The sequence below is a fragment of the uncultured Microbacterium sp. genome, from assembly GCF_945952435.1.
GTDB lineage: Bacteria > Actinomycetota > Actinomycetes > Actinomycetales > Microbacteriaceae > Microbacterium.
Genome location: NZ_CAMFHZ010000022.1, coordinates 12,340 through 35,760, shown reverse-complemented (window position 1 = coordinate 35,760; position 23,421 = coordinate 12,340). Strand labels below are relative to the sequence as shown.

Genomic DNA, 23,421 nt, shown 5'->3' with positions numbered 1-23,421 from the left:
GCACGGATCTCGCGCGGTCACTGCTGCCGAGAGGAAGGCACCCGCGGGTCGCGATCCCCGGCGTCCGTCCTGACGACGATCACGACCACACGAACCGGAACGTGCCGGTCAGGACCGCCGCCGCGATCGAGAGCGCCATGATGCCCACGCCGCCCGCGAGCGCGACGGCGTCGCGGGCGTGCAGCCGCGAGGGGCGGGACCAGGTCCGCAGGACGTCCGCACCGAACCCGCGCGCCTCCATCGCAAGAGCGAGCGCCGTCCCCCTCCGCACCGCGAACACGAGCAGCACGAACGACATCGTGAAGAAGCGGCGCAATACGCCGCGATCCCCCACCCCCCGCGCGCGACGGGCGAGGGACATCGTGCGCCAGTCGTCGACGAACAGCCCCAGCATGCGGGTGCCGGCGAGCACGCCGAGCACGAACCGACTGGGCAGGTGCGCGACCTGTGCGAGCGCATCGGCGAGCTCTGTCGGATCCGTCCGGGCGAACAGCAGGATCGTGGGCAGCCCGAGCGCGATCACCCGCAGGCTCACCGCGATCGCGAGCTGGATCGATCCCTCGCTGATGCGGGCGACCCCGAACGAGAGGAACACCTGTCCGGCGGGTGCCGCGTAGAGCAGCATGCTGACGCCCGCGACGGGCGCGACGAGCAGCAGCAGTCCGATCCGGCGCAGCACCGTGCGCACGCGCAGCCCGGTCAACGGCACGCACAGGAGCTGCAGCGCGATCGCCACGAGGCCGCTGGTCACGTCGATCGAGGCGAAGAGCGGGACCGAGAGCACGAGGGCCAGCAGCACCCGGGTGACGGGGTTGACCCCGTCGATCCAGGCGCGCGGGGTCACGACCTCGCGCCGGTCGCGCGCGGTGCGCGCACCACGCTCCGGGCCGCCCGTCCGAGCAGGCTGCGTGCGATGGGTGACGGGCGCCGTCACGAGCGGCCCCCCGCGCCGACGGAGACGCCGCGAGAGGATCCCGGTGCGTCCGGGCCGGCCGCGTCCGTTCCGAGCTCGATGCGCCGCCCCCCGAGGTGACGGATCACATCCTCGTCGTGGGTCACCGCGATCACCGTCGTGCCGCGCGCGATCTCCTCCTGCAGAAGGGCGACGAGGCCGATCCACCCGCGCCGGTCCTGCCCGAACGTCGGCTCGTCGAGGACGATCACGGCGGGCGCCGCCGCGAGCACGGTGGCCACGGACAGTCGGCGCTTCTGGCCGCCGGACAGGGTGAAGGGATTGGCCTCGGCGAGCGGGGCGAGGCCGAGCCGGTCGAGGAGCCCGTCCACGACGGCGTCGATCCGTGCGGCGGGCCAGCCCAGCGCACGCGGACCGACCGCGAGTTCCTCGCGCACCGTCTGGGTGAGGAACTGGTGCTCCGGCTCCTGGAACACCATGCCGATCCGGGTGAGCAGGGATCGCGAGCTCCAGCCGATCGGCCCCGGTCCGAGGCGACGACGGAACCCGCCGCGCGGCGGTCGCAGATCGTCCGCCGCCCGCACGTCGCCCGCGAGCGGCGCGAGCAGACCGGCGAGGGTCAACGCGAGGGTGGACTTGCCGGTGCCGTTGCGACCGGTGATGACGGTCGCGCACCCCCGCGGGATCGCGAGCGCGAGTCCCCGCTGCACGGGATGACGGCGATCCCGCGTGATGGCGAGGTCGCGGGTCGTGAGGATCGGCTCCGCCTCGCGGTCCGCCGGCGGAAGGATCGGCAGCTCGACCGGGCGCCCGGGCACCCACACCCCGGCCGCCGCGAGCGCGTCGCCGTGGCGGCCGAAGACCTCCTCGGGCGTTCCGTCGGCGAGCAGGCCGCCGTCGGAGGCCAGGACGACGACCCGTGTCATCAGGTGCGCCCACACCGCGGTGCGGTGTTCGATGACGACGAGCGTCGCACCGGTCGACGCGACCGCCCGCTCGACGCCCTGGCGCACCTCGTGCACGCCCGCCGGATCCAGGTTCGCGGTGGGCTCGTCGAGCAGCAGCAGGCCCGGGCGCATCGCGAGCGCGCCGGCCAGGGCGAGCCGCTGCTTCTGCCCCCCGGAGAGTGCGCTCGTCGAGCGGTCCTGCGCCACGGGCAGGCCGACGGCGTCCAGTGCATCGGCGACGCGATCCGGGATCTCCTCCGGCGGAACGCCGAGGTTCTCGCAGCCGAACGCCACGTCGTCGCCGACCTTCGACAGCACCACGCCCGCCTCCGGGTCCTGGAGGACGAGGCCGATCCGTCCGCGCTGGTGCGCGGGATCCCGGCCGTCGACGTGGAGGACGCCGGAGCGCTCCCCCTCCTCGTCATCCCCGAGCAGGCCGGCCATGCCGCGCAGCAGCGTCGACTTGCCCGCACCCGAGGCCCCGAGCAGGAGCACGCGCTCCCCCGGCTCGATCGAGAAGGAGACGTCGCGCACGGCGGGGAGCCGGCGCCCGGCGTAGCGCCAGCCCCAGCCCTCGGCGACGACCCGGGCCGCGGTCATCTCAGACCTCGCGGCGACGCTCGCGTCCGGCGGCGAAACGACTCAGGGCGCCGGTCGCGGCGAGCGCCCGCACGAGCAGCCAGCCGAGAAGCCCCGCCAGGAGCGCACCCGAGATCACCAGCGCACCGAGGTAGATCGCGTTGAACTCGACCGACTTCAGGATGTTGGGGGAACTGCCCCAGAACATCTCGAACAGCCAGGATCCGCAGGAGGCGACGACTCCCGCGAGCATCGCGACCGGCAGCGAGAAGCGGCGGTAGAGGAACAGGGCGAAGACGATCTCGGCGCCGAGTCCCTGAGCCAGGCCTTCGAGCACGGTGGAGACGCCCCACATGTTGCCGATGAGCATCGACACGATCGCCGCGACGACCTCGACCACGATCGCGGCACCGGGCTTGCGGATCACGAGACCGCCGACCACGCCGCCGAGCAGCCAGATCCCCACGGCGATCCCGCCGAACCCCGGGGTGAGAGCGTCGGCGGCGGTGAACCAGGCGAAGCCGATCGTGTTCCAGATCCAGAACACGAGGCCGATCGCGACGCCGAGCACGGCGGCGACGACGATGTCGACGACGCGCCAGCTCAGACGGCGCGACGCAGCAGCGGTGACGGTGCGCCCGGGGGCGGGCACGGTGGCATGCATCATCAGAAACTCCTCCCTGCGCCGGCATGATCCGGATCAGGTTCGACGGTCGAAGCGCGATTCGCTCCCTCTCAGCCCGGCTCGCCGGACTCCCGTGGTGATCCGCCCATCATAGCCCCGTCGACGGCGAGGCGCGTCGCCGTCGACGGCGCACGCATGAACCCGGACGGTACGGTAAGACCGTGAACACCGACGAACGACCCAGAGCCGGGACGGGCGACACGGGCGTCGTCGAGACGGTCCCGGATCCGCGTCGCGTCGCCGCGGCCCCGGGCGACGCGGCCCCGAGCACGCCCAACTCCCCCGCGGCCCCCGCGCTGAGCTGGGTCGACGCCGACGGGATCGCCGCCCGCACCGGCGCCGTGGCGACCGTAGACCCGGCGGCGCGCGCGCTGCTCGCCGACGCCCCGCGCCGCTCCCCGCTGCGCCCGGGGGTGCTCGTTCCGATCACCGGGCTCGTGCTCGTCGCCCTCGGCTACGGCGTGACGACCGCCGTGTGGCCGCTGAACGCGGTCGAGCCGGTGGCGTCGGCCGTGTCGTTCGCCCCCGCGCCCGCCCCCGCGGCCGCGGTGACCTGGCCCACGGCCGGAAGCGCCGCGGTCTCGATCGCGGGCATCGGCACGATCGCCTCCTCCGAGGAGCGCGCGCCGATGGCCAGCATCACCAAGCTCGTCACGGTGCTCGCCTCGTTCGAGAAGCTGCCGTTGCAGCCGGGCCAGGACGGCGCCACCTTCGCGTTCACCGACACGGACAGCGCGAACTACTGGAGCTATCTGCGCAACGACGAGTCGGCTCTCGACGTGCCGGCCGGCGGTTCCCTGACCCAGTACCAGTTGCTGGAGGGGATCCTGCTCGGATCGGCGAACAACTACGCCGACCGCCTCGCCCGCGAAGTGTGGGGAAGCGACGCCGACTACGCCGCGGCGGCCAACCAGTGGCTGCGTCAGCACGACCTGTCCGACATCACCGTGACGACGCCGTCCGGCTTCGACTTCGGCAACGTCGCGACGCCCCGAGCCCTCATCGAGCTCGGCCAGCTCGCGGTGCACAATCCGGTGATCGCCGAGATCGTGAAGAAGAAGAGCGTCGAGCTGCCGGGTGCCGGAACCGTGACCAACACGAACGGACTCATCGACGACGCCGGCATCATCGGCATCAAGACCGGGACGATCGGCGACGGCGACGACACCCGGTACAACCTGCTCTCGGGCATGGACGTGACCGACGGATCCACCACCGTGCGGGTGTACGCGACCGTCCTCGGGGAGCCGAGCGATGCGGCCCGCGTCGACGCCTCGCGCCGACTGTACGCCGATGTCGAGGCGGCGCTGAAGAACCAGCCCCAGACGGTCGTCAAGGGCACGACTCTGGGCACGGTCGACACGGCATGGGGAGAGACGACGCAGGTCGTGGCCGCGAAGGACGCTCGTGTCGTGCTCTGGAACGGGGCGGCCGCCTCGGGCACGACGAAGTTCGATCTGGGCGACGAGTGGACCGCCGGCGAGCGGGCCGGTGAGCTCACGCTCAAGGGTCCCCTGGACAGCACGTCCGTGCCCCTCACCCTGCGCACCGCGCTGCACGGGCCGAGCCTGTGGTGGCGCCTGACCCACCCGCTCGAGCTCTTCGGTCTCGATGAGGACTCCCCGCGCGCGTCGGCGTCGGCACGGGGGTAGGACGGCACGGGGCCGGTCGGCACGAGGCCGGTCGGCACGGGGTAGGTCGGCACAGGGGGCGGTTCGGCGTCGTGCGGTGGCGGCCGTCCGTGTCGGTTGTTCGCGACGTTCGTCCGTGACGGTCGCCGGCACTGGCCGACAGCCGCGGCTCTTCGTGCCGCTCACCGACACCGGTCGGCAGCACCGGTTCTCCACGGCGGTCACCTGTTCCGCCTGTCAGTGCGCTTCTTCGCGCCCGCCGCCGGTACCGGTGGTCAGCGTCGATTCTCCACGGCGGTCGCCCGTTCCGGCCGTCCGCACCGATCGCTTGGCGGGGGTGCCGCCGTTGTCCGAACGCGGAGACGCCGCCGACCTCGCAGGATCGGCGGCGTCTCCGGGCGTTCAGACTCTGTCTTCTCCGAGGTCGCTGACCGGCTCCTCGGCGACCGTCTCGGTGCGCTCCGCGACCGCGACCGGAGCGGTGATGGATCCGGGAACCCCTGCGGCACCCGCCTCGATCTCGGCCGCGACGGCGGGAGCCCCCTCGGCCGTCGGCACCGCGCCCGTGACCAGCGCCGCGTCCGCATCGGTGTCGGCGGCGGCCTGCTCGAACTGCGACTGGTAGAGCCGCCAGTACGCTCCCTGCGCCGCGATGAGCTCGTCGTGCGTGCCCTTCTCCACGATGTCTCCGTGCTCCATCACGAGGATGAGGTCGGCATCACGGATCGTGGACAGGCGGTGCGCGATCACGAACGAGGTGCGCCCGTTGCGCAGCGCCGCCATGGCGTGCTGCAGGAGCAGCTCGGTGCGGGTGTCGACCGCGCTCGTGGCCTCGTCCAGGATGAGGATCGAGGGCTGGGCGACGAACGCGCGCGCGATGGTGATGAGCTGGCGCTCACCGGCCGACACGTTCGACGCGTCCTCGTCGAGCAGGGTGTCGTAGCCCTCGGGCAGCGCGTGCACGAAGCGGTCCACGTACGTCGCCTTGGCGGCCTCGGTCACCTCCTCGTCCGTGGCCGTCGACCGTCCGTAGCGGATGTTCTCCCGGATGGTTCCCGCGAACAGCCAGGGATCCTGCAGCACCATCCCGGTGCGCGAGCGCAGATCCGACCGTTCCATCCGGGCGATGTCCTGCCCGTCGAGCAGGATGCGGCCGCCGCTGAGCTCGTAGAACCGCATGATGAGGTTGACCAGCGTGGTCTTTCCCGCCCCGGTCGGCCCGACGATGGCGACGGTCTGGCCCGGTTCCACCCGGAAGGACAGGTCCGTGATGAGCGGGTGATCCTCGGTGTACGAGAACGCCACGTGCTCGAACTCGATCACGCCCTTGCCGTCGCGGGCGGTGGCGGCGTCCTCGGCGTCCGGATCCTGTTCCTCCGCGTCCAGCAGCTCGAAGACGCGCTCCGCAGACGCGGTGCCCGACTGCACGACCGCCGCCATGCCACCCAGTTCGCTGAGCGGCTGCGTGAACTGCTGCGAGTACTGGATGAACGCCTGCACGTCGCCGAGCCGCAGCTGACCGCTCGCGACCATGAGCCCGCCGAGCACCGCGAGACCGACGTAGGTCAGGCTGCCGATGAAGGTCATCGCCGGCATGATGATGCCGGAGAGGAACTGCGCCTTGAACGCCGCCTGATAGAGCTCCTCGTTCTCGTCCTGGAACTTCGCGAGCGCGTCCTTCTCGCGCCCGAACACCTTCACCAGCGCGTGGCCGGAGAACGCCTCCTCGACGCGGGAGTTCAGACGGCCCACCTTCTTCCACTGGATCCCGAACGCCTTCTGCGAGCGCGGGCCGATCACGCCGAAGATGACGCCCATGAGCGGCAGGGCGACGAGGGCGACGAGGGCGAGCTGCCAGGAGATCGAGAACATCATGACGAGCACGCCGACCACGGTGAGCACGGACGTCAGCGCCCCGGACAGCGACTGCTGCATGGTCTGCGTGATGTTGTCGATGTCGTTCGTGACACGGGAGATGAGCTCGCCGCGCTGCACCTTGTCGAAGTACGACAGCGGCAGACGGTTGATCTTCGCCTCGACGTCCTCGCGCAGGCGCCACATCGTGCGCACCATGATGACGTTGATGACGTAGCCCTGGATCCAGCTGAGCAGCGCCGAGACGACGTAGATCGCGAGCACCGCCGTGATGACACCGCGCAACGCGTCGAAGTCGATCCCGTCGCCCACCCGGAAGGGGCTGAAGGCCGCGACCATGTCGGCGAACTGGGTCTGACCCGCCTGCCGCAGCGTCTCGACGACCTGCGCCTGCGTCGTGCCCTTCGGGAACCCGGGCTGACCGTTCTGCCCGTTGCCGAGGGTGAGCGAGACGAAGCCCTCGTAGATGAGGTTCGTCGCGTTGCCGAGCACCTTCGGCGCGGCGACCGACAGCACGACGCCGATCGCGCCGAAGAAGGAGACGAGCAGGAACCAGACCGCGCTGGGCTTGAGCAGCCCGATCATGCGCCGGAAGCTCGGACCGAACTGATTGGCCTTGCCGGGAGCGGGGCCGTCGAACATGCCGCCGCCCTGCTGGCGCGCCTTCTCCGCCTGCTCGGCCTCCTCCCTCTCCGCGTCGGTCATCTCGACCGTCGGCGCGGAGCCGGCCCGATCCGCACGGCGGCCGGACGCTCGTGTGGTGCGGGCGGACGTGGTGTCGATGTCGTCGGTCATGCGTCGACCCCCAGCTGGGATTCCACGATCTCTCGATACGTGTCGTTGTGGGCGAGCAGCTGCTCGTGGGTTCCGACGCCGACCATCGTTCCTCCCTCGAGGACGACGATGCGGTCCGCGTCGGTGATCGTGGAGACGCGCTGTGCGACCACGATCTTGGTGACGTGCGGCAGGTTGCGCCAGAGCGCCTGTCGCAGGCGCGCGTCGGTGGTGAGGTCGAGCGCCGAGAACGAGTCGTCGAAGACGAGGATCTCGGGCTGGTGGACGATCGCGCGGGCGATCGCGAGACGCTGGCGCTGACCGCCGGACACGTTCGTGCCGCCCTGGGAGATCGGGGCGTCGAGGCCGAGGGGCATCTCGGACACGAAGTCCTTCGCCTGGGCGATCTCAAGCGCGGCCCACAGCTCCTCGTCGGTCGCCTCCTCCCTGCCGTAGCGCAGGTTCGACGCGATCGTTCCGGTGAACAGGAACGGCCGCTGCGGCACGAGTCCGATCGTCTTCCAGAGCGCGTCGACGTCGGCCTCGCGCACATCGATACCGCCGACCGCGGTCTTGCCGCCGGTGACGTCGAAGAGACGCGGGATCAACGAGACGAGGGTGGTCTTGCCCGCGCCGGTGGAGCCCACGATCGCGACGGTCTCCCCGGGTTCCGCCGCGAAGCTGATGCCGTGGAGCACCGGCGATTCGGCCCCGGGGTAGGTGAAGGACACGTCGTCGAACGCGACGGATCCGGGGGTCGGGAACCGGGTCACCCCGTCCACGGGGCGGGTCATGCTCTGCTCGGCGTCGAGGACCTCGCCGACACGCTCCGCGGACACCGCGGCGCGGGGGATCATCATCGCCATGAAGCTCGACATGATGATGCCCATCATGATCTGACCGATGTACTGCATGAACGCGAACAGCGTGCCCACCTCGACGGTGCCGTTGTTGACGTCGATGCCGCCGAACCAGATCACGCCCACGATCGTGACGTTGAGGATGAGCATGAACAGCGGGAAGAGCAGGACGAAGAGGGATCCGACGTTGCGGCCGACGACCATGATGTCGGTGTTCGCGCCCCGGAAGCGCTCCTCCTCGATGCGCTCGCGCACGAACGCGCGCACGACGCGCACGCCGGTGAGCTGCTCGCGCATGATGCGGTTCACGTTGTCGAGCTTGCCCTGGTAGCTGCGGAACAGCGGGACCATGCGTCCGATGATGATGCCGGCCACGATGAGCAGCACGGGCACGGAGATCGCGATCAGCCAGCTCAGCTGCAGACTCGTCTGCAGGGCCATGATGATGCCGCCGATCGCGAGCAGCGGGGCCGTGATGAACATCGTCGACCCCATCATCGCGAGCATCTGCACCTGCTGGACGTCGTTCGTGTTGCGGGTGATCAGCGAGCCGGCGCCGAACTGGGAGACCTCTCGCTCGGAGAAGCCGCTCACCCGGGCGAAGACGTCGGCGCGGATGTCGCGTCCGAGGCTCATCGCGGCGCGTGCGGCGAAGTAGGTGGCGATGATCGAGGCGACGATCTGACCGAGCGACACCGCGAGCATGAGGCCGCCGTGCGACCAGATGAAGGCGGTGTCGGCGTTGGCGACGCCCTTGTTGATGATGTCGGCGTTGAGGCGCGGCAGGTACAGCGCGGCGAACGCGCTGCCGAACTGGAACACCAGCACGCCGAGAAGCAGCCACTTGTAGCGCTTCAGATAACGGAACAGGATCTTCCCGAGCACAGGCGGACTTTCCTTGAAGGGAGCGGACTTCCCGGAGGAAGGAGGAGAGGCCGACGGGCGGCCACGAAACACCCTGCCACGCACCACCGACGTTCACATCCCCCATGCGGCGGATCGGATCGGATCTTCGCTCAGGGCGAACGAGGCTCGAGCGGGACGGAATTCTCAGATCGGAGCGAGAAATTCCCGTCTGCGAGGCTCGGAGATCACCGAGATATGAGGAGCGGAGGACGAGGACCCTCGAGGCGCGCGACGCTGATCTTCACCTCGGTGATCTCCGCATTCAGTTCCGCTCGCGCCTCCGACAGGTTGCGCTCGACGCGTTCGATCCGCGCAGAGAGCGAGTCCTCGACCTGATCGATCCGCGTCGACAGCGCATCGTCGACGCGGTCGATGCGTCTCACGACCCAGGCGAAGCCGCCGAACATGCCGAGCCCCAGGGTGACGACCACCGCGAGCGCGGAGACCACCGCCCCCACGAGTTCGACCGACATGTGCATGCCCCCATTCTGCGCGTCCGCGCGCCCCCATGCCAGCACCGTATCCGGACGCGACGTGCGCCGACGCCTTCCTACGGGATCTGTGGAGCACCCAGCCGTGAACTCAGCAGTGGGGGAAGATCATGCCGCTCACGCCCAGAGCGGCACGGAGGGGACGAAGTCGCGGGCGCCCGCCGCCGCGTCGGGGGCGAGGTCCGCGAGAGTCTGCGGATCCCAGTGCGGATCGCGGTCCTTGTCCACCAGTTGCGCACGGATCCCCTCCACCAGGTCGGGGTGGTGGTTCACGAACCAGAGCACGCGACGGTACTCCCCCGCCAGCGCATCCCGCAACGATGCGGCGGCACGCGCCTCGCGGACCGCCTCGAGAGTGACCGCCAGCGCGGTCGGCGCGAGCGACTCGAGCAGATCGGCGGTCGCGGCGGGGGTCAGTCCGGCGGCGGAATCCGCCCCGTCCGAGGACGATGCGATCGCACGCAGGCGGTCCACGATCTCCGACACGGTGCCGGCCGAGAAGGCCTCGTCGATCCAGGCGCGCGCGGCGGGAAGGGTCGAGGGATCCGGCGTCTCGTCGAAGAGCATCACGATCTCGCTCGGACCCGTCGGATCCGCCCGGTGGGCGAGGGCCTCGCGGAGCGCCTCGAGCCGTTCCGAAGGGACGAAGAAGTCGGCGAAGCCGGTGTAGAGGGCGTCCGCGCCGCTCATGCTCGCGCCGGTCAGCGCGAAGAACTCGCCGAGCCGACCGGGGGCGCGTCCGAGCAGCCAGGTCCCTCCGACGTCGGGGGTGAAGCCGATCCGCGTCTCCGGCATGGCGAGCTGCGAGCGCTCCGTGACGATCCGGATCGCGGCGTGCCCTGCGACCCCGACGCCCCCGCCCATCGTGATACCGTCGGCGATCGCGACGACGGGCTTGGGGAACTCCGCCAGCGCCGCGTTCATCGCGTACTCCTCGCGGAAGAATTCGACCGTCTGCGCGCTGCGCCCTGAGACGATCTGGGCGTGCAGCTCGCGCACGTCGCCGCCCGCGCACAGGCCGCGCTCGCCAGCGCCGTCCACGAACACGATCTCGATGTCGCTGTCCTCGCGCCAGGCGTCGAGCGCCGCCTGCACGAGCCGGATCATCCCGACGCTCAGCGCGTTGAGCGCACGGGGGCGGTTCAGCGTGATCCGCCCGAGCGCGCCCTCGGTGCGCACGAGCACCTCCTCTGCGGTCGCGACGGCGGATCCCTGGACGTCTTCGGCGGTGCTCACGGGTGACACGTTACCCCGGCGTCACCGCACCGGCGGACCGGCGCATCCCGCGGAATACACCGGGTCTGCACGCGATTTCACGACCGATCCGACAAGATAGAGGGGAACTGCTTTATCGACGAGAGGCCTCGGATGACCGACGGACAAGTGCTCGAGTTCTCGCGAGCGACGAAACGCTTCGGGGCTCTGACCGCCGTCGACGATCTGTCCGCGCGGATCGAGCCCGGTGCGGTGACCGCGTTCCTCGGCCCGAACGGCGCAGGCAAGACGACCTCGCTGCGCATGCTGCTCGGTCAGGTCCGCCCCACGAGCGGCACCGCCACGATCGGCGGCGTCCCGCATGCGGAGCTGCGCCATCCGCTGCGCACGATCGGATCCGTGCTCGAGGAGGCGATCTACCGCCCGCGCCGCACGGCGCCGCGCCAGTTGACGATCGCCGCGAAGGCCAACGGCATCCCCCTGTCCCGCGTGGACGAAGTGCTGCAGCTCGTGGGCCTGCAGAACGAGACAGAGACGCGCATCGGGGCGTACTCGCTCGGCATGCGGCAGAGGCTCAGCGTTGCCGGCGCTCTCCTCGGGGACCCCGGTGCGCTCGTGCTCGACGAGCCGGCGAACGGTCTCGACCCGGAGGGCATCCGCTGGATGCGCCTGCTCATGCGCCGCCTGGCCGACGAGGGACGCACCGTGCTGGTGTCCTCGCATGTGCTCAGCGAGATCGAACAGATCGCCGACAACGTGCTCGTGCTCGCCAAGGGCCACCTCGTCTATGCCGACAGCATCGGCAAGCTCAGCGATCCCGCGACGGAGTCGGTCGTCGTCGACGCGGACGACCGCGCCGCGCTCGCCGCCGCTCTGCGCAACGCCGGACTCGCCTTCGACGTCCTGCGCTCGGGGCTCACCGCGCACAACACCGATGCGGCGACCGTAGGTGCGATCGCGGCGAACGCGGGCATCGCTCTCACCACGCTCCAGCAGCGCGGGCCCAGCCTGGAAGAGGTCTTCCTCGACATCGTGCACGGTCGTCGCGCGCCGTCGACCGGCGCACTCCCCGTCGTGGGCGCCCCGTCCGCCCCGTCGTCGGACGACGCGGTCGAGCCTGCGGCGACGATCGCGCTGCCGGTCGCCGCCGTTCCCGACGCGGAGCAGGCGTCCGAAGGCGCGGACGAGTCCGGCAGCGGTGCGGGTCCGGATGACGGCACCGCGGCCGAGGACGACGGCTCCGAGGACGCCGAGACCCGCGAAGGGCAGCCCGACGAGGGCCTGTTCGGCACCGCGGCCGCGCCGGTGATCGCGGCCGCCGGGGCCGGTGTCGCCGGTCTCTTCGGCGCGGCTCCGACCACGCCGGAGGTCGCCGCCGAGCTGTTCCCCGTTCCGACCACTCGCCGCGAGGCAGCCGAGTTCGCCGCGGCGAAGTCCGCCGAGGGAGAAGCCGCGAACGAGGCAGAGCCGACTCCCGCGGCGCCGTCGACGGTCGAGGTGACCGAGGGCGGCGCAGGAGCCGCGTCGGTCGCCGACGACGCCGATGACGAGCACCCGGCCGACGGGAACCCCGAGACCGACGGGTCGTCCGCGGAGGGATCCACCGACGACACCGACGGATCCGCGCCTCGGGACGGATCCGAAGATGCCGAGACCGCTGAGCACGCCGCGGAGGCGAGCGAGGACAGTCGCGGGGAACACTCGGCGGAGACCGAACGCTCCGACGACGCCGGATCCGACGACCACAGCGGCGAGCAGGGCGCAACGGACGACGAAGGCGGATCGGACGACGAGGCCACGGCGATCGCCGCCGGCGTCGCGCTGACCGCCCCCATCGCGGCTTCCGGCTACGCCCCGGGTGAGTCCGACACCGACACCGACACCGACACCGACACCGACACCGACGAGCCGATCACGCACGCACCCGCGGAGGAGGCCCTCGGCGCGTTCCGCACCGGAGCGCTGACGATCGCGGAGGCGGCTCCCGTCTCCTTCGACGATCTCATCACCGGCGTCCCTTCGACCGGCCAGGAGGCGCCGGACGAGGAGCGCCAGGACGCGCACGAGCACTCCGCCGACGCGGAGAGCACCTCCGCATCCGTGGACCGCGACGGGGAGAGCGCCGGCACGACGGAGAGCACCGACGACGAGAACGCCGATGGGGAGAGCGCCGAATGGGAGAGCACCGGCGGCGAGGACGCGGACGGCGAAGAGCCGGCACAGGGCGACGCACCGACCGCGGCCACCACGGTCATCGGCACCGCGGGTTCCGGGGACGCGTTCGGGACCCCAGAGCCGAGCACGGAGACGACCGAGATCGCCGGTATCGAGATCTTCGCGGCGCTCGCGGAAGGGCGCACGCAGGAGATCCAGGTGATCTTCGACGGCGCGCACGACGAGGACTCCGACGACGTGACCGAGGGCGAGATCCCGCAGGACGAGATCCCGCACGACGAGGACCCGCGCGCCGCAGCGGTCAGCGCCTCGCTCGCCGCCGCCGCCCGCGCGTTCTACGACGACGAGGCCCCGGCGTACGCCGCGGGCCCCGAGGCCGAGGCCGAGGCCGAGGAGCAGCGCGACGCACGGGACGAGCACGCGGAGGGCGACGCACCGCACGAGCACGAGGCGCCCTCCGAGCAGGACCCGGACCACGAGGTCCGACCGCAGCACGACGGCGAGCACCGCGAGGACTGAGCCGCGGCGCACTCGCGCTCGATGCGGCGATCGTCTCCGGACGGTCGCCGCATCGCCGTTCCGGCGCCTCTCTCCCTACCCGAAACGGCCTCTCTCCCTGCCCGAAACGGGAGGGGCGTGCGGATCCCCCGGCTGAGCGGACGGCTCAGACGGGACGGACGGCGGGCTTTCCGCGACGCCGAGGGGCGCCCTGCACCGGGATCGACGCGGTCGCGGCGATGTCGGTCACCTCGGCCAGCTCGGCGCTCGCGTCCAGACGCAGGGCCTGCGCGAGAGCCGGACCGTGCCGGGTGGTGAGGACCAGGCGCTGGAACTCCGCGCCCTCCAGGTCGATCACCACGCTGGGCTTGTGTCGACGGATCAGGACGAAGTCGTCGCCGTTCGCCGACTTCCAGGTGCCCGCCGCGAGGAGCAGCGGCACATGGGTTCCGGGGCTGCCGACCCCGCGCAACCAGGTCCAGGCGTCATCGGTCAGCTGGACCTTGACGATGCACTCGCGCGGGATGTGCAGGTTCTCCCGGCGGAACGAGACGGCGCGTTCGAGCGGCGAGAGCTCCACCTCGAGGCGGGTCCGATCGAGCAGCAGCGTCACCATCTCTCCAGTCTGCCAGCGCACCCCCGAGATCTGCAGGGGTGCGCCTCACAGGAAGGCAACGATCGTCGAAGACGGTCCGTCGTCGACGACTCGGAGCCTAGGGCGTCGCTCCCGCGGCGGCCTCCGCGGCGAGCGGAAGGGCGGCCTCGATCGCCGACAATTCCTCCTCTCCGTGCGCGGCGGTCAGGAACCAGGCCTCGTACACGCTGGGCGGCAGCGCCACGCCCTGCGCGCGCATGGCGTGGAAGAACGGGGCGTAGCGGAACGCCTCCTGGGCCTGTGCCTGCGCGTAGTCCCGCGGTGCTGCGGACGAGAACGCGACGCCGAAGAGGTTCCCCGCCCGCGGCACGGCGTGCACCACACCCGCGGCGGTCAGCGCGTCGTCGAGCGCGGACGAGAGCCGGAGGGAGGCGGCGTCGATCCGGGCGTACACGTCGTCGGTCGCGAGGCGCAGGGTCGCGAGCCCCGCCGCGACGGAGAGCGGGTTCCCGCTCAGCGTCCCCGCCTGGTACACGGGGCCCGTCGGCGCGAGCTGATCCATGACGTCCGCCCGGCCGCCCAGGGCGGCGAGCGGCATCCCTCCGCCGACGACCTTGCCGAACGTGATGATGTCGGGCAGGTACTCCTCGCCCGTCGTCTGCTGCAGGCCCCAGAACCCCGCGGGGTGCACGCGGAAGCCGGTGAGCACCTCGTCCAGGATCAGGAGGGCCCCGTGGTCGTGTGCGGTCTCTGCGACGAGACGGTTGAAGCCCGGCTGCGGTGCGACGACGCCCATGTTGGCCGCGGAGGCCTCGACGATGACCGCCGCGATCCGGTCCCCGTACTCCGCGAACACCGAGGCCAGCGCCTCCGGCGAGTTGTAGTCGATGACCAGCGTCTGCGCCGCGATGGGAGCAGGGACTCCGGCGGATCCGGGCAGAGCGAGCGTGGCGACGCCGGATCCGGCCGCGGCCAGCAGCCCGTCCGAGTGCCCGTGGTAGTGCCCGGCGAACTTCACGAGCAGATCGCGCCCGGTCACGCCCCGCGCGAGGCGGATCGCCGTCATGGTGGCCTCGGTCCCGGTCGAGACCAGACGCACGCGTTCGATGGGTCGCGCCTCTCCGACGCGCACGCGATCGGCGATGAGGGCCGCGAGCTCCACCTCGCCCTCGGTCGGCGCGCCGAAGGACAGACCCCGCGTCGCCGCCTCCTGCACGGCGGCGACGACCTCGGGATGCGCGTGCCCGAGCAGCGCAGGACCCCAGGACGCGACGAGATCGACGTAGGTCGTGCCGGCGGCGTCGGTCACCGTCGCACCGGCCGCGCTCGCGAGGAAGCGCGGCGTGCCGCCCACGGATCCGTAGGCGCGGACGGGCGAGTTCACCCCGCCCGGGATCACGGCACGGGCGGCGTCGAACAGGTCGTCATTGCGGTCGGTCATGCATCCATTCTCCCGGAGGTGGCTGTGCCGTTCCTGCCCCCCTGCCCGCTCCGGAAGCGCCTGGGTCGCCGCACAACCCGCTCCCGTCGCGATCTCTGCCGCTTTCCCTTCAGCTTTCCGGCCGTTTTCGCGACGGGAGCGAACTGGCGACCCGAGAGCAGCGCGGGAGCGACCCGAGAGCTGTGCGACGAGCGACCGAGCGACGGAGGCGTCAGCCCCGGGAGATCCAGCGGGCGGCCTCGGTCGCCCAGTACGTCAGGACCGCGTCGGCACCCGCGCGACGGATCGACAACAGCGACTCCAGGATCGTCCGCTCGCGATCGAGCCAGCCGTTCTGCGCGGCGGCCTCGATCATCGCATACTCCCCCGACACCTGGTACGCCCAGACGGGCACCCGCACGGCATCGCGTACCTCGCGCAGCACGTCGAGGAAGGCCATCGCCGGCTTCACCATCACGACGTCGGCGCCCTCGGCCTCGTCCAGCAGCGCCTCGCGCACGCCCTCGCGCCGGTTGCCCGGGTCGAGCTGATACGTGCGCCGGTCGCCCTGCAGCTGGGAGTCGACCGCCTCACGGAACGGTCCGTAGAAGGCGCTCGCGTACTTCGCCGCGTAGCCGAGCAGGAGCACATCCTGGAAGCCCTCGGCATCGAGCGCATGCCGGATCGCCGCGGTCTGTCCGTCCATCATGCCGGAGAGCCCCAAAAGCCGGGATCCCGCGCGGGCCTGGGCGAGCGCCATCGACGCGTAGCGCTCCAGCGTGGCGTCGTTGTCCACCGAGCCGTCGGCGGCGAGCACCCCGCAATGGCCGTGATCGGTGAACTCGTCCAGGCACAGATCGGTCTGCACGACGAGCGCATCGCCCACCTCGGCGGCGAGCGCCGCCGTCGCGACGTTGAGGATCCCCTCCGGGTCGTCGGCGCCGGATCCCTGCGCATCGCGGACCGCGGGGACGCCGAACAGCATCACGCCGCTGACGCCCGCCTCTGCGGCCTCGACCGCGGCTCGGCGCAGCGAGTCGAGGGAATGCTGGGCGACGCCCGGCATGGACCGGATCGCGACCGGCTCGTCGATGCCCTCGCGGACGAACAGGGGCAGTACGAGGTGCCGCGGCAGCAGATCTGTCTCCCGGGCCAGCGCACGCACCGGAGCCGACTGACGCAGACGCCGCGGACGCACGTCCGGGAACCCGGCCGTCTGGCCCAGCCCGTCGATGCGGCCGCTCACGGCGCGAACTCGTCGGCCGCGTGCGGGAGGGTGAAATGCGAGACGGCGTCGATCAGCGCGTCGACCGTCTGCCTGTCCGCGATCACCGTGATCGGCAGGCCCGCCCTCTTCGCGTCCTTCGCCGTGCGCGGTCCGATCGCGGCGAGCAGCGTCTCGTCCGGGATCTCGGGGAACTGCTCGCGCACCTGCTCCGCGACGGATCCGCTGGTCACGAGGATCGCGTTGATGCGTCCGTTCTCGACGTCGCGGCGGATCCGCTCGGTCACCGGCACACCCACGGTGCGGTACGCCACGACGCTGTCGACGTGGTGCCCCGCCTTGATGAGCGACTTGGTGAGCACGGGCTTCGCGATCTCGCTGCGCAGGGTCAGGATCCGCTTCGGCTCCGGTTCGAGGGCGATGATCTGACGGGCCATGCCCTCTGCGGAGTTGTCGTCCTCGGGGACGAGGTCGACGTGATACCCCACCGCGGCCAGCGCGGCGGCGGTCGTCTCGCCCACGGCCGCGATCTTCGTCGAACGGGGGATCTCGGCTCGCTCCGCGAAGAGCACGTCGACCGTCGTGGCGCTCGTGATGGTCAGCCAGTCGTAGGCGCCGGCCGCGAGCTGGGCGAGCGCGTCGTCGAGCGTCGCCTGATCGGTCGTCGGTGCGAAGTTGATGAGCGGGGCGACCACGGGGACCGCGCCCTGCGCGCGCAGGCTCGCGGCGACGCCGTCGCCCCAGGGACCGCCGCGCGGCACGAGCACGCGCCACCCGGCGAGGGGCTTGGCTTCTTGCTTCGATTCAGTCATGTCATCGGGTTCAGGCGCGGGGAAGGAGGTCGGCCGCTCCGCGTTCGAGCAACCGTCGGGCAACAGAGAACCCGACCTCGCGCGCCGCGCCGATCGGGTCCGCATCATCGGCAGAGTCCGCTCCGTTGCCCCTGCCGTTGGGATGAATATACTCCTGGTCGGCGGCGCCCACGTCCACGTTGCCTGGACGCGGATCCTCGCCCTCTGGCCGCGGGGCCCGATCGAGCCGCTCGGTGACGTCGAGTCCGATCCGCCAGCCGTCGCGCGGCGCGTACACCACCGCGCGGATCCGCAGCACCCCGTCGACGAGCTCGGCGTGCGCGGCCATCGGCGCCTGGCATCCGGCGTCCAGGCCCGCGAGCACGGCCCGCTCCGCCGTGACGGCGATCCGCGTGGCCTCGTCGTCCAGCGTGCGGATCGCGGTGAGCAGGTCGGCGGGCGCGTCGGCGGCGGTCTCGACCGCGAGGGCACCCTGGCCGGGGGCGGTCGGCCATTCGGCGAGGCCGAGCGGCTCGGCGTGCAGCGCCCCGAGGGGATCGCCGTCGAGGCGGTCGAGCCCGGCGGCAGCGAGGATCACCGCGTCGAGCTCGCCCTCCGCGACCCGGCGCAGCCGCGAGTCGACGTTGCCCCGCAGATCGACCGTGTGCAGCCGCGGGTTGCGCACGTGCACCTGCGCGATGCGACGGGGGGAGCCCGTGCCGATCGCGGATCCGGCCTTCAGCTCGTGCAACGGCGTGCCGTCGCGGGTGACGGCGACGTCCCGCGCATCCGCGCGCGCGGGGATCGCGGCGATCGTCAGGGCCGCGGGCACCGTCGTCGGCAGATCCTTCAAGGAGTGGACGAGCAGGTCGCACTCACCGCGCAGCAACGCCTCCCGCAGCGCGGTGGCGAACACCCCCTGACCGCCGATCTCGGAGAGCGACGCCCGATTCACGTCCCCCTCGCTCGTGATGGGGACGAGCTCGACACGACGGCCGGAGGTCTTCTCCAACGCGGCGGCGACATGGCCCGACTGCGCCTGGGCGAGCGCGCTGCGCCGGGTGCCGAGGCGGATCGGCGCGCCGGATCCGGTCACTGCAGGACCTCGGGGATCTCGTCGAGGCGGAGCCGCCGGCCGGTGTAGAACGGCACCTCCTCCTTCACGAAGCGGCGGGCGTCGGTGTAGCGCAGGTCGCGCATGAGGTCGACGAGCTCCGTCAGGTCGTCCGCCTCGAGAGGGAGCAGCCACTCGTAGTCGCCGAGCGCGAACGACGCGACGGTGTTCGCGATGACGCCGCGGAAGGCGGCGCCGCGACGGCCGTGCTCCGCGAGCATGCGCCGGCGCTCGGCCTCCTCGATGAGGTACCACTCCGGCGTCCGCACGAACGGGTACAGGCAGAGCCAGTCCTTCGGCTCGACGCCCCTGAGGAACCCGGGCACGTGGGCGCGGTTGAACTCGGCATCCCGATGCACGCCCAGCACGTTCCAGACCGGGACGAGGGAGCGCAGCAGCTCGGTGCGGCGCAGCCGGCGCAGCGCCTTCTGCAGTTCCTCGGCGTCGGGTCCGTGCAGCCACACCATCAGGTCGGCGTCGGCCTTGAGCCCCGACACGTCGTAGAAGCCGCGGACCGAGATGCCTCCGCGTTCGACGAGCCCGACGATGTCCTCGAGCTCCGTCGCATCGGTCTCGGTCACCGGTGCGGAGGGGTCCCGACGCCACACGGCCCAGAGGGTGAAACCCTGGGGCGATCCGACGTCGTCGGGGGCGGACACGGGCGAGTCAGCAGCTTCGGCCATGCTTCCCAGTCTGCCCCCTCCCGCTGTGAACCGTGACCACGGTCCGCTCCGCCGGGACCGCTGAGGCGGGGCGGATCAGCGCGCGATGCTGCGGGCGACGGCCCAGACGATCCCGCCGACCGCCGCGGCGACACCGAGCACGGCCGCGCCCGCACCGACCGGATTGCGCTGCGCGAACGCGCGCGCCTTCACCCCGGCCTTCTGCAGCTGCCGGGGGACGTTGCCCTTCTCCTCGATCGCGAGCAGCGCCGCCTTCAACTCCGCCCGCGCCGACGCGACGGGATCGGTGAGGCCGTTCGGCACGGCCGTGCGGGGCAGGTGGGCGTCAACGGCCATTGCCGGCCTCCTTCACGATGCGGACGTCGGTGGCGACGGCCTGAGCAGGATTCTCCCGGCGCAGCACCTTGCGGAACTTCAGCAGGCCGAGGAGCGCGAAGACCACCACGGCGAGCAGCAGGATCCCGAACGTGATGATCGCGGAGAGCCACACGGGGAACCACGAGGAGAGGCCGGCGATCGAGAACACCAGGATGACCGGCACGGTCCAGAACAGGAAGAAGAGGGCCACGAGGAACCAGACGCTGCCGATCCCCGCGTCCTTCGCGGTGCGGGACACCCAGGCCTTGGCCGAGTCGATCTCGGCCTTGACGAGGTTGCTGACGAGGTCGGGGAGGTCGCCGAGCAGCGTCAGCAGGCTGTCGTCGGCGCGATCCCGGTAGTCCTTGGCCATGTCAGGAGCCGTTGCGCGAGGCGGGCTTCGCCGCGTTCTTCGAGGAGGACGGCTTGGCCGCCTTCTTCGCGGGGGCGGCGACCTCGGCGGCGGCCTTCTCGGCGGCGCGCTTCTCGGCGGCGGCCTTCTCGGCCTCCTCCGTCGCGTCCTTGACCGTCTCCGCCACGTCATGCGCCGAGGTGCGTCCCGCAGCCACGGCGGCGTCGACGCGCTCCTGCGCCGATCCATCGGCCGTAGCGGCCTTCACGACCTTCACGCCCGCGTTCCACAGGGCCTGCGGCACCGCCGCGGCCTGGGCCTTCGCGAACTCCTGCACGCGGGTGACCTGCGTCTGCACCGGATCCAGGTGCCAGACCTTCAACCACTGCTTCTTGATCTGCTCGTAGCGCTCGCGGCCGGCGCGCGTTCCCAGGACGTATCCCACGCCGAGTCCGACGACGAGTCCGATCTTCCCCTTCATGGGGTCTCCTCACTGCTCGACCATGCGGATGCCCAGCCTATCGCCGTATGCCGTTGTCGGCATCTATCGGCGGGCGGGGCTTGACTTCGGGCGCGGGACACGGTTCGCTGTGCGCCCCGTGCCGGGTGCCAGGGGAGCCGGTCAGCCCCAGAGCAGGGCGTGCCGGAGCCGCTCCGCCTCGGCCTTCGCGTGCGGGACGACCTGCGCGAGACCGGTGCCGCTGAGCCAGGCACCCGTCGCCGCGACCCCGTCGACGGCACGGATCGCCGCCGTCGCCGCATCGCGCCGTTCCACGGCGCCGAGCACCGAGGACGGCTGCGCCTGCACATACCGCGCACGATCGCTGCCGCGCAGCTGATCCGCGGTCAGCTCCACGCCGAGCAGGGCGCCGGCTTCGGCGAGAGCGAGAGCCGCGGCAGCGGCGTCGTCCAGGGCGGCGGTCGCCGGCTCCTCGTCCTGGGATCCGAACGACACCCGCACGACGTGGCGCGACCCTGCGGCTTCGCGCAGCCACCGCCACTTCGCGGTGCTGTGGGTGAGCGCCTTGGCGGTGTGCGAACCCGGGACGGTGAGCACGCCCGACCCCCGGGGCGCGGTATCGAGCACCGGCGCGTCGAGCACGAGGGTGACGATCTCGATGCGGGGAGACGACCCCGCTGCGACGTCGTCCAGACCGGGCACGTGCGGAGCGAGCAGGCGCCGTGCCGTGGGCTCGTCGGTCGCGACGAGCACGGCGTCGAAGGGCGCCTCCGCGGCCGTGGCGTGCGCCGTCTGCGACGGGGCAGCGGCCTCAGGACGCACGGGGAGTAGCGCGGGGAGATCGGCGTCACGATCGTCGGCGACCGCACCCTCCCCGGACGCCGGATGCACGACCCAGCCGCCGTCCGCGCGTTCCAGACGCTCGATCGGGCTCGACGTGCGCACCTCGGATCCGAGCAGCGCGATCCGCGAGACGAGCGCATCGACGAGGCCCGACATGCCTCCGTCGAGGCCCTGCACGGCGGTACCGGGGGTGCGCGCCGCGGTGCCGACGATCTCGGTGACCGCGCCCGACAGCGATCCGGCGCGGGTGAGCGCCGCGTTGAGTGTCGGGGCCGCCGCGTCGACGTCGATGTCGTCGGGGTGCGCGGAGTACACGCCCGTGCTCACGGGCGCGACAAGCCGCTCCAGGACCCTCGCCCCCATGCGCGTGCGCACGAGATGGCCGAGGCTGCGGTCGTGGCCGATCGTGAGCGGCGGGCGCAGCCGGTCCAGCCACGCGCGCCACGTGCCGCGCCAGCCGATCACCCGGCGCACGTCCTCGGCGAAGGGGTTGGCCGGGATGCCGAGAAGGCCGCCCTTCGGCAGCGGCGCCGCCCCGGACGGGATCCCCGCGACCCAGGCGCCGCCCGGATCGGGCGAGACCACGCGGTCGGCCAGGCCGAGCTCGTCAATGAGGGCGCGCACATGACCTCCGCGCACCGCGAAGCTCTCCGCCCCGGCGTCGAAGGAGAGACCGTCCGCCTCGCCGCGACGCACCGCTCCCCCCGGCTCCGGCTGGGCCTCGAACACCGTGACCCGCGCGCCGATGGCCGCGATCGCCTCCGCGGCCACGAGTCCCGCGACCCCGCCGCCGATCACCGCGACGCGCAGGCGCGCGGCCTTCTCCGCGAGCTCCGGCGCAGGAGGGGCGGTCCCGTCCGGACCGGGCCGACCGGCCTCGTCGGTCACCGGCCCGCCCCGACGAGACGTTCGGCGTCGACCGTGCGCACGAGCTCGACGATGCGGGTGAGGACGGCCGGGTCGGTCTCCGGCGGGACGCCGTGGCCGAGGTTGAGGATGTGCGCGCGGGCCGCCGTGCCGCGCCGCAGGACGTCGCGCACGTGCGCCTCCAGCACGGGCCACGGAGCGGTGAGGAGCGCAGGGTCGATGTTGCCCTGCACGGTGACGTCGCCGCCGAGCACCGCGGCCGCCTCGTCGAGCGGCAGGCGCCAGTCCACGCCCACGGCGTCGGCCCGGCCGTCGAGGCGCATGTCGCCGAGGAAGGGTCCCGTCCCGACGCCGAAGTGGATGATGGGGGCGGCGATCGCGTCGACCGCCTCCGCCGAGTGCGGGGCGACGAAGGAGCGGTAGTCGAAGGGACTCAGGGATCCGGCCCAGGAGTCGAAGAGCTGCACCGCGCGCGCGCCCGCCTCGCGCTGCGCGTCGAGGAAGACCCGTGAGACGCGGGCGAGCCAGCCCGCGAGGCGGTGCCAGGCCTGGGGATCCGTGTGCATCATGCCCCGGGCCCGCAGGTGCTCCTTGGAAGGCCCGCCCTCCACGAGGTAGGCGGCGAGCGTGAACGGCGCACCGGCGAAGCCGATGAGGGGCGTGGTCTCCCCGAGCTCGGCGACGACGAGCCGGACCGCCTCGGCGATCGGGGCGGTGTCGAGGTCGGCGGGGTCGATCGCCGTGATCCGGTCGACGTCGGCGGACGTGCGCACCGGATCCGCGAAGACCGGTCCGCGACCGGGCTCGATGTGCACCTCGACCCCGGCCAGGCGCAGCGGCACGACGATGTCGCTGAAGAAGATCGCCGCATCGACGTGGTGCCGACGCACCGGCTGCAGCGTGATCTCCGCGGCGAGCGCGGGAGTCAGGCACGCGTCGAGCATGCGCGTGCCGACGCGCAGCTCGCGGTATTCAGGGAGCGAGCGGCCCGCCTGGCGCATGAACCAGACGGGGGTGCGGTCGGGGCGATCTCCGGCGAGGGCGCGCAGCAGCGGTGCGTCGTTCAAGGGCATGGCCCCATTCTCCCCCGCCCGTGCTCTGAGCCGCCTGCGGGGCTGTCCTCTCGGCGCGATCCCGCGGCGCGATGCCCGTTCCTGGCGCCACG

General features: G+C 72.0%; 20 protein-coding genes and 1 riboswitch. Of the genes, 2 read left to right on the top strand and 18 right to left on the bottom strand.

Features of this window, described 5'->3' with window-relative positions; genetic code table 11:
- Positions 1–79 precede the first annotated feature (79 nt).
- From Q0P88_RS11950 to Q0P88_RS11940, 3 genes are all read right to left on the bottom strand, one after another.
- Positions 80–844, bottom strand: coding sequence for an energy-coupling factor transporter transmembrane protein EcfT (locus Q0P88_RS11950; protein ID WP_295014451.1), 765 nt, complete (start codon positions 842–844; stop codon positions 80–82).
- An 86-nt stretch (positions 845–930) separates the two neighbouring features.
- A complete protein-coding gene (locus tag Q0P88_RS11945) occupies positions 931–2,460 on the bottom strand; it encodes an ABC transporter ATP-binding protein (protein WP_295014405.1) in 1,530 nt (509 codons plus the stop codon).
- 1 nt (position 2,461) lies between these two features.
- Positions 2,462–3,103, bottom strand: a complete 642-nt coding sequence (locus tag Q0P88_RS11940; protein ID WP_295014450.1) for an ECF transporter S component — start codon at positions 3,101–3,103, stop codon at positions 2,462–2,464.
- Positions 3,100–3,209: riboswitch (TPP riboswitch) on the bottom strand. It overlaps the preceding gene by 4 nt.
- Positions 3,210–3,285: 76 nt before the next feature.
- On the opposite strand from Q0P88_RS11940, the gene Q0P88_RS11935 reads away from it, so the two are divergent.
- On the top strand, positions 3,286–4,776 hold the full coding sequence (locus tag Q0P88_RS11935) for a D-alanyl-D-alanine carboxypeptidase family protein (RefSeq protein WP_295014403.1): 1,491 nt from the start codon (positions 3,286–3,288) through the stop codon (positions 4,774–4,776).
- A 381-nt stretch (positions 4,777–5,157) separates the two neighbouring features.
- Here the strand turns inward: Q0P88_RS11935 and Q0P88_RS11930 are convergent, their stop codons facing one another.
- The 4 genes from Q0P88_RS11930 to Q0P88_RS11915 form a co-directional block, all read right to left on the bottom strand.
- Positions 5,158–7,335 (bottom strand): ABC transporter ATP-binding protein, encoded by a 2,178-nt coding sequence (locus Q0P88_RS11930; RefSeq protein WP_295014448.1) that lies wholly within the window; start codon positions 7,333–7,335, stop codon positions 5,158–5,160.
- An 86-nt stretch (positions 7,336–7,421) separates the two neighbouring features.
- On the bottom strand, positions 7,422–9,149 hold the full coding sequence (locus Q0P88_RS11925; protein ID WP_295014401.1) for an ABC transporter ATP-binding protein: 1,728 nt from the start codon (positions 9,147–9,149) through the stop codon (positions 7,422–7,424).
- A gap of 206 nt (positions 9,150–9,355) precedes the next feature.
- Complete coding sequence (locus tag Q0P88_RS11920) at positions 9,356–9,649, bottom strand: hypothetical protein (RefSeq protein ID WP_295014399.1); 294 nt, start codon at positions 9,647–9,649, stop codon at positions 9,356–9,358.
- Positions 9,650–9,778: 129 nt separating this feature from the next.
- Positions 9,779–10,897, bottom strand: a complete 1,119-nt coding sequence (locus Q0P88_RS11915; protein WP_295014397.1) for an enoyl-CoA hydratase/isomerase family protein — start codon at positions 10,895–10,897, stop codon at positions 9,779–9,781.
- A gap of 132 nt (positions 10,898–11,029) precedes the next feature.
- Here Q0P88_RS11915 and Q0P88_RS11910 point away from each other — a divergent pair, with 132 nt between their 5' ends.
- On the top strand, positions 11,030–13,570 hold the full coding sequence (locus Q0P88_RS11910) for an ATP-binding cassette domain-containing protein (RefSeq protein ID WP_295014395.1): 2,541 nt from the start codon (positions 11,030–11,032) through the stop codon (positions 13,568–13,570).
- 145 nt (positions 13,571–13,715) lie between these two features.
- On the opposite strand, the gene Q0P88_RS11905 is transcribed toward Q0P88_RS11910, so the two are convergent.
- The 11 genes from Q0P88_RS11905 to hemE all read right to left on the bottom strand — a co-directional run bounded on the left by Q0P88_RS11905 (position 13,716) and on the right by hemE (position 23,329).
- Entirely contained in the window at positions 13,716–14,165 is a 450-nt protein-coding gene (locus Q0P88_RS11905; RefSeq protein WP_295014393.1) for a hypothetical protein, read from the bottom strand.
- 97 nt (positions 14,166–14,262) lie between these two features.
- Complete coding sequence (locus tag Q0P88_RS11900) at positions 14,263–15,585, bottom strand: glutamate-1-semialdehyde 2,1-aminomutase (RefSeq protein WP_295014391.1); 1,323 nt, start codon at positions 15,583–15,585, stop codon at positions 14,263–14,265.
- A gap of 211 nt (positions 15,586–15,796) precedes the next feature.
- Entirely contained in the window at positions 15,797–16,789 is a 993-nt protein-coding gene (gene hemB / locus Q0P88_RS11895; RefSeq protein WP_295014446.1) for a porphobilinogen synthase, read from the bottom strand.
- A 17-nt stretch (positions 16,790–16,806) separates the two neighbouring features.
- Positions 16,807–17,601: a uroporphyrinogen-III synthase gene (locus Q0P88_RS11890; RefSeq protein WP_295014389.1), complete on the bottom strand. Its 795-nt coding sequence runs from the start codon at positions 17,599–17,601 to the stop codon at positions 16,807–16,809.
- 10 nt (positions 17,602–17,611) lie between these two features.
- A complete protein-coding gene (gene hemC / locus Q0P88_RS11885) occupies positions 17,612–18,676 on the bottom strand; it encodes a hydroxymethylbilane synthase (RefSeq protein WP_295014387.1) in 1,065 nt (354 codons plus the stop codon).
- Complete coding sequence (hemQ, locus tag Q0P88_RS11880) at positions 18,673–19,377, bottom strand: hydrogen peroxide-dependent heme synthase (RefSeq protein ID WP_295014385.1); 705 nt, start codon at positions 19,375–19,377, stop codon at positions 18,673–18,675. Before hemQ ends, hemC begins: the two co-directional genes overlap by 4 nt.
- A gap of 75 nt (positions 19,378–19,452) precedes the next feature.
- Entirely contained in the window at positions 19,453–19,713 is a 261-nt protein-coding gene (locus Q0P88_RS11875; protein ID WP_295014383.1) for a hypothetical protein, read from the bottom strand.
- Positions 19,703–20,107, bottom strand: coding sequence for a phage holin family protein (locus Q0P88_RS11870; RefSeq protein WP_295014381.1), 405 nt, complete (start codon positions 20,105–20,107; stop codon positions 19,703–19,705). The genes Q0P88_RS11875 and Q0P88_RS11870 overlap by 11 nt, the downstream gene beginning before the upstream one ends.
- Before the next feature lies 1 nt (position 20,108).
- On the bottom strand, positions 20,109–20,567 hold the full coding sequence (locus Q0P88_RS11865; protein WP_295014379.1) for a hypothetical protein: 459 nt from the start codon (positions 20,565–20,567) through the stop codon (positions 20,109–20,111).
- Between the two features lie 141 nt (positions 20,568–20,708).
- Positions 20,709–22,277, bottom strand: coding sequence for an NAD(P)/FAD-dependent oxidoreductase (locus tag Q0P88_RS11860; RefSeq protein ID WP_295014377.1), 1,569 nt, complete (start codon positions 22,275–22,277; stop codon positions 20,709–20,711).
- A complete protein-coding gene (gene hemE / locus Q0P88_RS11855) occupies positions 22,274–23,329 on the bottom strand; it encodes a uroporphyrinogen decarboxylase (protein WP_295014375.1) in 1,056 nt (351 codons plus the stop codon). The genes Q0P88_RS11860 and hemE overlap by 4 nt, the downstream gene beginning before the upstream one ends.
- Between the last annotated feature and the right edge of the window lie 92 nt (positions 23,330–23,421).